The 13,666-nt window shown below is 66.1% G+C and carries 13 protein-coding genes; 9 read left to right on the top strand and 4 right to left on the bottom strand.

The annotated features are described in order from the left end of the window. Positions 1-23 precede the first annotated feature (23 nt). The 9 genes from ccoN (at position 24) to D3H34_RS28115 (ending at position 7,390) form a co-directional block, all read left to right on the top strand. Positions 24-1,466, top strand: a complete 1,443-nt coding sequence (gene ccoN, locus D3H34_RS28155) for a cytochrome-c oxidase, cbb3-type subunit I (protein ID WP_119557853.1) — start codon at positions 24-26, stop codon at positions 1,464-1,466. 26 nt (positions 1,467-1,492) lie between these two features. Then, the gene (ccoO, locus tag D3H34_RS28150; RefSeq protein WP_119557852.1) at positions 1,493-2,137 is read left to right on the top strand and encodes a cytochrome-c oxidase, cbb3-type subunit II; all 645 of its coding nucleotides are present in this window, start codon (positions 1,493-1,495) and stop codon (positions 2,135-2,137) included. 28 nt (positions 2,138-2,165) lie between these two features. Further along, a complete protein-coding gene (locus tag D3H34_RS28145; RefSeq protein ID WP_062481697.1) occupies positions 2,166-2,306 on the top strand; it encodes a cbb3-type cytochrome oxidase subunit 3 in 141 nt (46 codons plus the stop codon). 14 nt (positions 2,307-2,320) lie between these two features. Further along, positions 2,321-3,253, top strand: a complete 933-nt coding sequence (gene ccoP / locus D3H34_RS28140; protein ID WP_119557851.1) for a cytochrome-c oxidase, cbb3-type subunit III — start codon at positions 2,321-2,323, stop codon at positions 3,251-3,253. Then, a complete protein-coding gene (ccoG, locus tag D3H34_RS28135; RefSeq protein WP_119557850.1) occupies positions 3,250-4,677 on the top strand; it encodes a cytochrome c oxidase accessory protein CcoG in 1,428 nt (475 codons plus the stop codon). Before ccoP ends, ccoG begins: the two co-directional genes overlap by 4 nt. Positions 4,678-4,686: 9 nt before the next feature. Next, positions 4,687-4,977, top strand: coding sequence for a FixH family protein (locus D3H34_RS28130; RefSeq protein ID WP_286186354.1), 291 nt, complete (start codon positions 4,687-4,689; stop codon positions 4,975-4,977). A 61-nt stretch (positions 4,978-5,038) separates the two neighbouring features. Then, positions 5,039-5,281 carry a hypothetical protein gene (locus tag D3H34_RS28125; RefSeq protein ID WP_119557849.1) on the top strand — a complete coding sequence of 81 codons (243 nt, stop codon included), beginning with the start codon at positions 5,039-5,041 and terminating at the stop codon, positions 5,279-5,281. Then, a complete protein-coding gene (gene hemN / locus D3H34_RS28120) occupies positions 5,278-6,684 on the top strand; it encodes an oxygen-independent coproporphyrinogen III oxidase (RefSeq protein WP_119557848.1) in 1,407 nt (468 codons plus the stop codon). Before D3H34_RS28125 ends, hemN begins: the two co-directional genes overlap by 4 nt. 4 nt (positions 6,685-6,688) lie before the next feature. Then, on the top strand, positions 6,689-7,390 hold the full coding sequence (locus D3H34_RS28115) for a sulfite exporter TauE/SafE family protein (protein WP_119557847.1): 702 nt from the start codon (positions 6,689-6,691) through the stop codon (positions 7,388-7,390). Between the two features lie 17 nt (positions 7,391-7,407). On the opposite strand, the gene D3H34_RS28110 is transcribed toward D3H34_RS28115, so the two are convergent. The 4 genes from D3H34_RS28110 to D3H34_RS28095 form a co-directional block, all read right to left on the bottom strand. Further along, the gene (locus D3H34_RS28110; RefSeq protein WP_147400502.1) at positions 7,408-8,445 is read right to left on the bottom strand and encodes a pentapeptide repeat-containing protein; all 1,038 of its coding nucleotides are present in this window, start codon (positions 8,443-8,445) and stop codon (positions 7,408-7,410) included. Next, on the bottom strand, positions 8,442-9,986 hold the full coding sequence (locus D3H34_RS28105) for a hypothetical protein (protein ID WP_119557845.1): 1,545 nt from the start codon (positions 9,984-9,986) through the stop codon (positions 8,442-8,444). Before D3H34_RS28105 ends, D3H34_RS28110 begins: the two co-directional genes overlap by 4 nt. After that, entirely contained in the window at positions 9,983-12,790 is a 2,808-nt protein-coding gene (locus tag D3H34_RS28100) for a type VI secretion system Vgr family protein (RefSeq protein WP_167481287.1), read from the bottom strand. The genes D3H34_RS28105 and D3H34_RS28100 overlap by 4 nt, the downstream gene beginning before the upstream one ends. A gap of 151 nt (positions 12,791-12,941) precedes the next feature. Beyond that, positions 12,942-13,424, bottom strand: coding sequence for a Rossmann-fold NAD(P)-binding domain-containing protein (locus D3H34_RS28095; RefSeq protein ID WP_286186352.1), 483 nt, complete (start codon positions 13,422-13,424; stop codon positions 12,942-12,944). Between the last annotated feature and the right edge of the window lie 242 nt (positions 13,425-13,666).

The following is a 13,666-nucleotide window of genomic DNA, read 5'->3' as shown; positions in this document are numbered from 1 at the left end:
CCAACCACATCACGGGCACCACGATGCAGCAGACCACGCACCCTCCAGCGGCCGTTTACGACGACACCGTCGTCCGGCAATTCGCACTCATGTCGGTGGTCTGGGGGGTGGTCGGCATGCTGGTCGGCGTGATCATCGCCTCGCAGCTGACCTGGCCCGAACTCAACCTCGGCATTCCTTGGCTCAGCTACGGCCGCCTGCGCCCGCTGCACACCAACGCGGTGATCTTCGCCTTCGGCGGCTGCGCGCTCATGGCCACGAGCTTTCACGTGGTGCAGCGCACCTGCCAGGTCCGGCTTTTCGCGCCGGCGCTGGCCTCTTTCGTGTTCTGGGGCTGGCAGCTGGTGATCGTCGCCGCCGCCATCAGCCTGCCGCTGGGCTACACCAGCGGCAAGGAATACGCCGAGCTCGAATGGCCCATCGACATCCTGATCGCGGTGGTCTGGGTGGCCTACGCCATCGTGTTCTTCGGCACTATCGGCATGCGCAAGGTGCGCCACATCTACGTGGCCAACTGGTTCTACGGCGCCTTCATCATCGCGGTGGCGCTGCTGCACATCGTCAACAGCGCGGCCATTCCGGCCGGCTGGATGAAGAGCTACTCGGCCTACGCCGGCGTGCAGGACGCGATGGTGCAGTGGTGGTACGGCCACAACGCCGTGGGCTTCTTCCTCACGGCTGGTTTCCTCGGGATGATGTACTACTACATCCCCAAGCAGGCGGGGCGCCCGGTGTATTCGTACCGGCTGTCGATCGTGCACTTCTGGGCGCTGATCTTCACCTACATGTGGGCCGGCCCGCACCACCTGCACTACACCGCGCTGCCCGACTGGACGCAGTCGCTGGGCATGGTGTTCTCGCTGATCCTCCTGGCGCCGAGCTGGGGCGGCATGATCAACGGCGTGATGACGCTCTCGGGCGCCTGGCACAAGCTGCGCACCGACCCGATCCTGCGCTTCCTGATCGTCGCGCTGTCGTTCTACGGCATGTCGACCTTCGAGGGCCCGTTGATGTCCATCAAGACCGTCAACGCCCTGAGCCACTACACCGACTGGACCGTGGGCCACGTGCACTCCGGCGCGCTGGGCTGGGTGGGCTTCATCACCATGGGGTCGCTGTACTACCTGATCCCGCGCATGTACGGCCGCACCGCGATGTTCAGCGTGCGCGCCATCGACGTGCACTTCTGGATGTCCACCATCGGCATCGTGCTGTACATCGCCGCGATGTGGATCGCCGGCGTGATGCAGGGCCTGATGTGGCGCGAGATCAACCCCGACGGCACGCTGACCTACACCTTCGTCGAAAGCGTGAAGGCCACCTTCCCCTACTACCTGGTGCGCGTGATCGGCGGCGTGCTGTACCTGGGCGGCATGCTGGTGATGGCCTGGAACGTCTGGATGACCGTGATCACCGGCCGCTCGGTGCGCGCCGAGATCCCGGCCGTTGCCGCCGCCCACGCCTGAAGCCCCGAAGCCTTTGAGGACGCACGATGAACGCATCTGACAACAAGAATTCCGCGCCCGCCGCCACCGGCTTCACGCACGAGAAGGTCGAGACCAACAACCTGCTGATGATCGTGCTGATCCTGCTGGTGGTGGCCATCGGTGGCCTCGTGGAGATCGTGCCGCTGTTCTTCCAGAAGTCGACCACCGAGGCTGTGCAGGGCGTGAAGCCGCTCACGCCGCTGCAGCTGGCGGGGCGCGACGTGTACCTGCGCGAGGGTTGCTACAACTGCCACTCGCAGATGATCCGCCCGTTCCGCTCGGAGACGCTGCGCTACGGCCACTACTCGGTGGCCGGCGAGTTCGTGTACGACCACCCCTTCCAGTGGGGCAGCAAGCGCACCGGCCCCGACCTGCACCGCGTGGGCGGTCGCTACAGCGACGAGTGGCACCGCATCCACCTGAACAACCCGCGCGACCTCGTGCCCGAGTCGAACATGCCCGCCTACCCGTGGCTGGAGAAGGGCCTGGTCGACGCCGGCAGCATCGCCACCCGCATGCGCGCGCTGCGCACGGTGGGCGTGCCCTACACCGATGAAGAGATCGCCAGGGCCGCCGACGAGGTGGCCGGCAAGACCGACATGGACGCCACCGTGGCCTACCTGCAGTCGCTGGGCCTGGCGCTCAAGTAAGAAAAGAAGCAAGAAAAGGCAACGCCCCATGACCGACATCACCACCTTGCGCATCGCCGCCACCATCGCCTGCTTCGTCGTCTTCATCGGCATCGTGGCCTGGGCCTGCTCGCGCCGCAACACGCAGCGCTTCGCGGAAGCGGCCCGCCTGCCGTTCGAGCAGGACTGACGAGGAGCACGACGATGAGCGACTTCATCAGCAACTTCTGGTCGAACTATGTGGCCGTGGCCTCGCTGCTGAGCATTCTCGGCTGCGTGCTGCTCTTGTGGCTCACGGCGCGCAAGCGCGTGGCCTCCGACGCCGACAACACCACCGGCCACGTCTGGGACGAAGACCTGCGCGAATCGAACAACCCGCTGCCGATGTGGTGGGTGGGCCTGTTCATCCTGACCATCGTCTTCAGCGTCGGCTACCTGGCCGTGTTCCCGGGCCTGGGCAGCTTCGCCGGCACGCAGGCCTGGAGCTCGCGCGCCGAGTACCAGGCCGACGTGGCCAAGGCCACGCAGGCGCTGGAGCCGGTGTATGCGCGCTACACGCCCCTATCGATCGAGGAGGCCGCGCGCGACCCGCAGGCCCGTGCCATCGGCGAGCGCCTGTTCATGAACAACTGCGCGCAGTGCCACGGCTCCGACGCGCGCGGCAGCAAGGGCTTTCCGAACCTCACCGACGCCGACTGGCTGCACGGCGGTGCACCCGAGAAGATCGTCGAGTCGATCACCAAGGGCCGCGTGGGCGTGATGCCGCCGGCTGCGGCGATGGTCGGCTCGCCCGACGACGTGAAGAACGTCGCCAACTATGTGCTCAGCCTGTCGGGCGAGCCGCACGACTCGGTGCGCGCGGGCCTGGGCAAGTCGAAGTTCGCCGCCTGCGCAGCCTGCCACGGCATCGGCGGCGTGGGCAACCCGGCGCTGGGCGCACCGCGCCTGAACGACCGCATCTGGCTGCACGGCTACGGCGAGGCCGCCATCGTGCAGATCATCAACGAGGGCAAGCACAGCGCCATGCCCGCGCAGGAAGGGCGCCTGACCGAGGCGCAGATCAAGCTGCTGGCGTCGTACGTGTGGGGCATGTCCAACCCATCGACCACTTCGGCCACCTCGACCGGGACGCCATGACACGCAAGACCGTCATCCCGATCGTCAGCGCTGCACCGCCCGCCGCTGCGAAGGAGGTCGGTCTGTACGAGGCGACGAAGAAGATCTACCCGCGCAGCGTGCAGGGCCTGTTCGCGCGCTGGCGCTGGGCCATGGTCTTCCTCACCCAGCTGGTGTTCTACGGCATGCCCTGGGTGGAGTGGGGCGAGCGGCAGATGGTGCTGTTCGACCTGGCCGCGCGGCGCTTCTACATCTTCGGGCTGGTGCTGTACCCGCAGGACCTGATCTACCTGTCGGGCCTGCTGGTGATCAGCGCGCTGTCGCTCTTTCTCTTCACGGCCGTGGCCGGACGCCTGTGGTGCGGCTACGCCTGTCCGCAGACCGTCTACACCGAGATGTTCCTGTGGGTGGAGCAGCGCATCGAAGGCAACCGCAGCGCGCGCATCCGCCTCGATGCTGGCGCGTTCTCGCTCGAGAAGCTGGTGAAGAAGGCCTTCAAGCACATCGTGTGGATCGGCATCGCGCTGTGGACCGGCTTCACCTTCGTGGGCTACTTCACGCCCATCCGCGAGCTGGGCATGGCCTTCCTGCAGACGCAGATGGGCTCGTGGGAAGTGTTCTGGGTGTTCTTCTACGGCTTTGCCACCTACGGCAACGCCGGCTTCATGCGCGAGCAGGTGTGCAAGTACATGTGCCCCTACGCGCGCTTCCAGAGCGCGATGTTCGACCGCGACACGCTCATCGTCAGCTACGACCCGCAACGCGGCGAACCGCGTGCGCCGCGCCGCAAGACGGTCGATCCGCGCAGCGCCACGCTGGGCGACTGCATCGACTGCAGCCTGTGCGTGCAGGTGTGCCCCACCGGCATCGACATCCGCGAGGGCCTGCAGTACGAATGCATCGGCTGCGGCCTGTGCGTGGACGCCTGCGACAGCGTGATGGACAAGATGGGCTACGCGCCGCGCCTCATCCGCTACGACACGCAGAACGGCATGGAGGCCGGCTGGTCGCGCCGCCAGTTGCTGCGTCGCGTGCTGCGTCCTCGCGTGCTGGTCTACACCGCGCTGCTCGCGCTGCTGGTGGCGGGCCTGCTGGCCAGCCTGGTCGTGCGCACGCCGCTGAAGGTCGACGTGGTGCGCGACCGCGCCTCGCTGGCGCGCATCGTCGAGGGCGGGCGGCTGGAGAACGTCTACCGCCTGCAGATCATGAACGCCACCGAGCGCACGCAGCACTACCGCATCGCCGCGCGCGGCATCGAGGGTTTGAGCGTGTCGCCCGACGAGGCCGTCGAGGTCGAGCCCGCGCAGGCGCGCTGGGTCGCGGTGCGGCTGCAGGTGCCCTACGGCGCCGCGCCGGCCGGTTCGCACACGGTGCACTTCGACATCCGGCAAGCGGATGGCGCGGCGCAGGTTTCCGAAAAAGCGGTCTTCCTGGTGCCGCGCTGAAAGGTCCCCATGAACGATGCCTTGCCGATGAACGAGCCCGTGTCTTGTGCGCCCTGGTGGCGCTACCCGCTGGTCTGGCTGGTGATCGCGGGCCCGGTGGCCGTGATGCTCGCCAGCGCCGTGACCGTGTGGCTCGCGCTGCGCACCCCCGAGGTGCTGGTGTCGGAGGACTACTACCGCGAGGGCATCGAGATCAACCGCCGGCTGGCCGACAAGAAGCTCATGCCCGCGCACGCCGGGCGCAACCATGCGGCGACGCCTGCGGATGACGTGCCGCTGCCGAAGCGGGTGACGCCATGAGCGCCGCGCCGGGCCGCCCCAAGCAAGCTCGCACCGCAGTGCGAAGCACGGAGGTATTCGCATGAGTGCCATGCGCCGGGTCGCCGGCATCCTTTGGCCGTCGTTCCTGGTGGCCTGCGGCATGGAAGTGCTGGTGTTCGCGCTGGTCGATCCGATCCATTCGTACTGCGGCGCCGACGCGCTGCACATGTCGCGCCAGGGCATCTACACCGTGTCCTTCTTCGTGTTCTGGCTGATGGCGGCAGCCTCGAGCGCGTGCACCACGCTGCTGGCATTGCCGTCCGACAAGGAACCCGCACGATGACGCTGCCCCTCGCCCGAATTCCCGAAACCCCTGCCGTGCTGCCCGTCGAGCTGCTGCGCCGCTTCGACGTGCCCGGCCCGCGCTACACCTCGTACCCGACCGCCGACCGCTTCGTCGACAGCTTCGGAGCCGACGACTACGCGCAGGCGCTGCACCTGCGGCGCGACGCGGACACGGACGGCGAGCCGCTGTCGCTCTACGTACACATCCCGTTCTGCGAATCGCTGTGCTACTACTGCGCCTGCAACAAGGTCGTCACCAGGCACCGCGAGCGCGGACGGCAGTACCTCGACTACCTCGCGCGCGAAGTGGCGCTGCAGGTCGAGCAGGTCGGCCCCGACGCGCCCGTCGGCCAGCTGCACCTGGGCGGCGGTACACCGACCTTCCTCGATGACGAGGAACTGGGCGAACTCGTGGCGATGCTGCGCCGCGCATTCGCCTTCGTGCCCGGCGGCGAGCAGTCGATCGAAATCGATCCGCGCACCGTCGATGCGAAGCGCCTTGCCGCGCTGGCCGCGCTCGGCTTCAACCGCCTGAGCTTCGGCGTGCAGGACTTCGACCCCGCCGTGCAGCAGGCCGTGCACCGCATCCAGCCGGCCGAGCAGGTCTTTGCGCTGATGGACACGGCGCGCGCGCTGGGCTTTCGCTCGATCAACGTCGACCTGATCTACGGCCTGCCGCGCCAGAACGACGCTTCGTTCGAGCGCACGCTCGCGCAGATCCGCGACCTGCGGCCCGACCGCATCGCGCTGTACGCCTACGCCCACCTGCCCGAGCGCTTCAAGCCGCAGCGGCGCATCGCCGCCGACGAGCTGCCCGACGCACCCACGCGCGTGCGCATGCTCGGACGCGCGATTGCCGCGCTCGCCGAGGCGGGCTATGTCTACATCGGCATGGACCACTTCGCGCTGCCTGACGATCCGCTGGCCGTGGCCAAGCGCGAAGGCCGGCTGCACCGCGATTTCCAGGGCTACAGCACGCAGCCCGACGGCGACCTCGTCGCGCTCGGCGTGTCGGCCATCGGCCGCGTGGGCACCACCTACAGCCAGAACGCGAAGACGCTGGAAGACTATTACGCGCTGCTCGACCAGGGCCGACTGCCCGTGGTACGCGGGCTCTCGCTGTCGGACGACGACGTGCTGCGCCGCGACGTCATCATGGCGCTGATGTGCCGGGGCCGCGTGGACTTCGACGCCGTCGAAGCAGCACACGGCATCGCCTTCGCGAGCTACTTCGCTCCCGAGCGCGCCGCGCTGGCGCCGATGGCTGAGCAGGGGCTGGTGCGCCTGTCGGCGCGCGCCATCGAGGTCACGGACGCCGGCTGGTTCCTCGTGCGCGCGGTGGCGATGGTGTTCGATCGCTACTGCGCCGCGACACGTACGCGTTTCTCGCGCGTCGTCTGATCGGATGGAATCACCCGCACTCGCCGGCGCCGCACTGCTGATGGGGCTCGCGGGCGGACCGCATTGCGTGGCGATGTGCGGTGCGGTGTCGTCCGCGGTGATCCGCATCGTGCCGGTGGGTGGGCCATCGCAGGCTTCGCATGCCATCGCACCGGTTGCTTTCCACCTCGGGCGCATGGCGAGCTACGCAGCGGCCGGCGCGATCGCCGCCGCGAGTTTGCATGGCCTGGGCGCGGCCAGCGCGCAGGTCGCGGCCTGGCGCCCGCTGTGGGTGATGCTGCATGTGTTCGTGCTCGCCTGGGGCGTGGTGCTCGCGGTCGCGGGCCGGCAGCCGCTGTGGGCGCAGCGCGCCGGGCGTGCGCTCGAGGCACGCCTGCGCCCGAGGATCGGCGGTTCGCTGCTGGGCGTGCTGGCCACCGGCACGCTGTGGGTCGCGATGCCCTGCGGCCTGCTCTATTCGGCGTTGATGCTGGCCGCACTGGGCAATGGCCCGCTGCAGGGCGCATCGACGATGGCGCTGTTCGCGTTGGGCAGCAGCGCGTCGCTGCTCGCCGCGCCGTGGTTGTGGCAGCGTCTGCGCGGGTGGGGCGACAACCGCACGCGCCAGGCCTGGGGCGCGCGGCTCGCGGGTGTGTTGCTGGCGGCGGTGGCGTTGCAGGCGTTGTGGATGGACCTGAGTCACCGCATCGCCGACTGGTGCGGCTGAGTCAGTCGGAACCGTTCCTAGAGCTTGGGCGCGGACTGATCAAGGTCCCACTGCCAGATCGTCGAACCATAGTCGCTGTCTTCAATCAGGGGCATGACCTCGCCTTCCTTGAAGTACCTCCGACTCCCAACCATGGCGAGGGTTCGCCACCAACCGGTTTGCGAGCAGGGGTCGCCAGCCTTCGCACGACCTGAGAAGTACTTCGAATGAGAGGTTGGACTCCATTCGATCTCATCCGAGCCCGCGATCTGGCTGATGGCCACAAGTCGCCGCATCTGCGGCGTGTCGTCAAAGCGTGTCGGAAAGAACTTCCCGTTGTTCTCGATCACGCCGAATTTCCCTCCGATCAACTGTGCGCCCGTGAAGTCGGCAAACCTGAAGTCCGCACCACTCATATCGCAAGAGCGAAGGGTCGTCCCCGTGAAGCGCCCTGCAATGGGCGTCGAGCGACGCATGTTGCAGTCGACCAGCTCGGCATTCGAAAAGTCGGCCCCCTCCAAAGATCCATGATCGAAACGGCAACCTTTGGCGGTCGCGTTGACGAACGACGTGCGAGAAAGATCGGCTCCGGAAAAATCCACGACATCGAGTGTTGCGCGATCGAAGGTGGAGTCGGTCAGTTTGGACTCGGCTGCAAAGACCTGACGCAGTTCTGCGCCACTGAAATCCACCCGCTCACCGAAGACCGGTGACATTTGAACCAGTCGAAGGATGGCACCCACGAAGGAGGCATCAGAAAGCAGCGACCATTGAAACCCCGTGCCTTCCAGTTCGCTTGCAACAAACGAAGAACCGTTCAAGAAGCTGTCGGACAGATCCATGGCTCCGATTCGACGCGAATCCAGTGGTATTCCTTTCAGGTCACTGACCTCGCGTTCGGCGAAGGGGTGTTTGAGCGCGGGGCAAAGCGCGATCCACTCAGTCGCTGGAAACCCTTCCGAGATCAGCTTCAACAAGCGCTTGAACTCTTCATCGGACGTCCATCGCTCCTTGGTGGCGTGGCGTTCGTGTGGGATGTTTTTCATATGTTCTTTCAGGCGGACAGATTTCTTCAAGGACGGGGGATGACGCGCCGAATCAGCTGGCCGCGTGCATTCTTCACGACCTCGCCAACGCTCTCGATCTGCTCAGAGGAGATGGCGCCAGGAACCGCGATCTCATGCTCCCCATTCATTGCGTTGCCCCCGAAAGTACCGTCCGGCTTTCTCACTCTGCCTTCCAGCAATTCATTGACATCGTAGCCCTTGACGTTTCTCAACTCGATGACGAGGCCGCCTTCGTCTGCCCACAGCGTGGCCCCGCCCTGGCCGTCCGGTGTTTGGAGCATCTCGGTAGTACCTCGAAATGCGCGATCGTCAACGCCTCTTGCATGCTCTGCAAGATCGATGTTCTGGCCTCTTGCGGGAAGGCCATCCCGATAGATGCTGGCGGCAACTTCCTTGTTGGGCATGCTTTCCGGGAAGCCGAGTGTCGATTTGTTGGAGCCATGAAAAAGTCTCGTGTACGTATGTGGAAAGACCTTCGTTCCGTTGACCAAGGCGTGCTCCAAGCCCGGAGGTCCGTTGTTGACGGGGGGCGGTTTCCATTCGGTCTCGATAACGCGCCTGCTGTCCGCGCTCTTGAATTCGACAGTCTTGCGCTTGCGAGCCGTCAACGCCCTGGCAAGTACCTGAAATGCATCCTTCAACGCGTCGAGCAGTTCGACCAGTTTCCCTCCAAGTCGGGCGCTCGTGACTGCCCATTTGGCACTGGCGTAGGCTGCGCCGGCGACGCCAGCGGTGAATGCCGCCAGGAGAACTCCGACCAGCACGTCGACGACGATTTCGGCGCCGCCGGCGGATGCCAGGGCTTCCTGCTCGTCGGGTGGAATGGCTGCCCACCATTGCGGCGGGAACTTCAAGATGATCTGGCGTACTTTTTCATCGTGCCAGATGAGGATCAACGATTCCTTCAGCTGGCCGGCAAAGTCGAGGACCTTCTTGCCCTGGGCCCGATAACCTGCGATGCGGCGATCGATTTCACTCCATTGACCGGTTACCAGCAGGTAGTTGAGTTCGCGTTTCTCGTTGTCAAGCTTGTAGACCAGGACTGCCAGTTGCCATATGGAATGAGCGGTACCTGACGCCCAGTTCCAAGCGCCGACGGCCGTGCCCAGTGCGGCGTTGCCCCGTTTCAGGAACTGACGTTTGATCTCACCGGCTTCGTCCCACTGTTTCCATTCGGCGGCCATGTCGACTCGAGTCTGAGCGACGATCCTGTCCAGTACCTTTTGAATCTGCTCGCGCGCTTTGAGAATGGCCTCGTCATCGGCATCTGGTTGGTCGTACTGGTACTCGACGCGTACAGGTCCCGCTTCGACCCGGCTCAGAACGGCATTTCCGTTGTTGTCGAGTGTTCCGGTCCGAGTTTCGCCATTGACCATCGTCGCGCGATAGGTCACCCCACGTACCGGTGTGTTGTCGAGGTCGGGGTAGTGGTAATGGAGCGTGTAGTCGACCATGACCGGCGCGACTTTCACCTCGACAGGCTTGTGCTGAGAGGCGGTGGGCGTGGTACTGCGATTCCCAACTGTCTTGTATGAATCGACCATGCTCATCGGCTTCCAATGAGTTCGATCTGCAACTGTTCTTTCTCGGCGCCAAGAACTACGTGCGTGAGACCGCTTCTGTCGGTCTTTCCATACTCGTATGTCCCGTCTGCGCGTTGGATGCGGTACTCCTTGAACGCGATGGGCTTACCGGTTCTCTTGTCCTTGACCACGAAGCCTCCCTTGAAGAACTTCACGCGTGAATCAGGCAATCTCTCAAGGGGCACCGCCTTTCCGCCCGGTCCTACGAAGCTCTTGCTCGTCCCCTTGATATCCAGCAACGCCGGCATCTTCAAAGTGATGTTCGCCCCGTCCAGCTCGATGCTCGTCTGCCCCCCCTTGAGCGTGACCTTCTGCTGGGCCAGCACGTGGATCTCGTCGTTGCTGCTGGTGACCGTGAAGCCTTCCTTGGCCAGCCATTCGAGTTCGTTGGTGTGCGCCTGCACGCTCACCGGCCCCTCTTGCGCGATGACCTGGATGCCGCCCTTGTGGCTGTACAGGCCCACCGATTTGCCAGCCGCCAGGCCCACGGTCTTGCCCGCCGCCAGGTGGGCCTGCGCCTGTGCGGTCCAGTGGATCGCCTCGCCTGCGAACACAGTGGCACTGGCAGGCGTGGCCATGTTCAGGCTCATGGCCGCATCGAGCACCATGAGTGGGCGCGCGAAGGCAGGCACGGGGTCTTGCCCTTCACGCGCTCCTGCACCATCGCCGCCGTTCCCACCCTTCGGCTCACGCGCATCCTGTCCGTTGACGTTGCCCGGGTAATGGCCGTTCTTCTGCGGATCGATGTCGTCGATCAGCGGCTGCAGCAGCGCCGTGGCGCTCAACGCCAGCGCCTTGGCGCCGCCAGCCGCATCGGACAGCTTCTGCGCCTCGCGCAGCGCGCCCGCGAGCTGGCCGCGCACACTGGTGGTGTCCTGCACGCTGCCCGCCGCGCGTTCCTGGGCCAACGTGGAGATCAGCAGGCCTTCGCCGGCGCGCGTGGCGACCCAGGCGTCGGAGCGCAGCTCGGCGCCGCTGCCGCGCCAGGCGCCGCGGCTGCTCTCGTCGGGTGACTGGGCGTTGAGGTGACCCAGATTCAACTGGCTCGCCGCGTACGAGCTGGCCAGGCGGGTGCGCACCTGGCCGGGGGCGTCGTCGGCGATCCACTGGTTGTAGCCGCTGCCATCGAGCGCGCGGCTGTGCCAGCCTGAGAGCACGCCCGCATGGTTGGCCGACGAATCGGTGCCGGCCGACCACGGTGGCAGGTCCTGACCGTTGTACAGCTGCTGGGCCACGACCGGACGGTCGATGTCGCCTTCGATGAAGGACACGAGCACCTCGGAGCCCACGCGCGGCAGGTGGTGTGCGCCCCAGTTCGGACCGGCCACCGGCGCGGCCACGCGCAGCCAGACGGACTGGCGGTTGCTGGCATGGCGACCGGCGGCGACCAGGCTGCCTTGGCCTTGCCCCGGTCCTTGTTGCTGCTGCGCCGTGCGCTGCGCCTGCCAATGGAAACGCACCTGCACGCGATGGTCGCGCTGCGTGTGGACGGCGGTGGGGGCTTCGTCGTCATCTGCGCCGACCACGAGCGCGACCATGGCCTCAGGCGCTGTGGGCTTGGGCTGCCACAGCGGCACGACCTGCGCCTCGGCCGGCTGGGCTTCGAAGCTGTTGCGGTAGCTGCCCTTCTCGAGTTCGCCAGCCTCGAGCACCTGCGCAGCCTGCGAGCCGAGGTTGTTGGCCGCTTCGTGGCGCACGCGCAGTGCGAGGAACTGGTTGCCTTCGTAGCGGTCGTGCTGTGTGAGCGTGAAGCGCTCGCCCGCGCCGAGTTGCCGCACGCTGCCTGCCGCGCCGTAGCGCTTGATGCGCGACTCGAACGCCACCAGCTGTTGCTCGGCACGTCGGGCGGCGGCGGCGCTGTCGGCATAGCGCTGCGCGCCAGCGCCGTCGTAGTGCTCCAGTACGGGCACATCGCCCATGGCGCGCGCGCTTTGCACCGCGCCGGTGGGGGCTTGCAGCACGCTGGCGTCCCAGGCGTTGCGCATCACGGCATTGGTGGCGACCTGGCGTCGACTGCCCCACGCGGTGATGGCGTCGGTCGATTCGGTGGCGTCGACACGATGAAAGCGGATCTGCGACAAGGCGCAGTCGGGCGGCGTCGCCGCGCGGTCGAAGATCACCAGGCGATGGTGCGAGGGCGCGGCGTTGTTTGCAGAACCACCCTCACCGCCTGTCGATTGCTCATGCGCGAAGCGAAAGCTCAAGCCTTCTTCCGCCAGCAGGCGCAGCACGAAGGCCAGGTCCGACTCTCGGTACTGCACGCAGGTAGGCCGCACAGGCATTTCCTGCGTAACTTCGAAAGTGAAGCTGGCGGTGGTGTGGTCGGCGAACACTTCGCTGACGATGTCTTGCACGTTCTTGGCGGCGTACACGAAGCTGTCGCGGCGCAGGCCGAGCGCGGCCAGCCATGGCTGCAGGTGTAGTCGGTAGCGCGCCAGGCCGCCGTCGCCGCCCAACGCATCGACCGCCGTGAGGTAGCCGTGCCACGTGCGAAAGCTTCCATTGGCCAGCAGCAGGCGCAGGCTCAGCTCTTCGCCGATCAGCGCGAACGGATCGAACTCGCTCGACGTGGCGAGGGTGTCGATGGTGAAGTCGAAGAGTTCGTTGATGCCTTCGGTGCCGGTGAAGCGCTGGACGACGACAGCGTTCTGCGGCGCCGAGGCGGGCAGCTGCAGCTTGATGAGCCGTGCCTGCTCGGACAGTCGCGCGACGTTCAGGCCTTCGAGCTTCCATGGCGTGGCGCTATGGAAGATATTGAAACTGTCTGACATGGATAACCACCTCCCCGGTGTCACTGCCGGTATGCCCGGTCTTCGTTCGATGTCCTGCCGCATCAGAGGCGGCATGGATCAAAAGAACTCTACGTCACGAGGCGATGGGGGATCGACGTCGAAGTGAGTGCTTTTGATATCGGACAGCGCCTCAGCCGATGCTCTCGATCAGCAGCGCCTGCAGCACGAAGCGCCGGTTGTCGGCTGGCGCCGTGCGTTCGCCGAGCAGGCCCGCGAGCGCGGCCGTGGGGTGGCTGTCGGCTGCCGCGCCGTCGTGCACCGGAATGCCCGCGTGCTGGCCGATCTGCTGCACCAGCGCCGCATCGATGCCCTCGCAGGCCACGGCGTCGTACAGGCGTCCGAGCATGCGGGCCGTGTGTTGAAGTTCCTGCGCCGGCGTGGCGGGTGAGAGGCTGGAACGCATCGTCGCCACGTGTGCCCCTAGCTCTTCGGCGGCTTGGCGCAGCAGCGCCAGCGCCTCGTCGTCGCCGGCCTTGCTGAGCAGGCCGAGGTTCTTGCCGCGCAGCAGCCGCGGGGGCGCGGTGCCTTCAAGGGCGGCGCGCTGGAGCAGCCGGGCACGGCCCAGCAGGCTGGCTTCTTTCTGGGGCGACAGCGCAGCGGTGGAAGAGTGCATGGCAAGGTTCGGCATGGATCTCGCGCAGGCTAGCCACCCGCGCCGCGTCAGCCCTTGACGCACATCAAGGTCCATCCCGCTGTTACACGCCGGACACAGAGCATTCACTCGACGTTACGCACCGATGCGGGCCGTTGTCACTGCGGGGCCTTGCGTTTCCTAGCATCGAGACATCGCCTGATCGCAGGCAGAGATACACAAGTCAGAACGCCGAGGAATCCCATGCTCACGAGTGCCCGCCC

This window comes from Acidovorax cavernicola, assembly GCF_003581445.1.
Note: the sequence above shows the minus strand (reverse complement) of the source record. Positions and strands in the feature narration are given on the sequence as shown.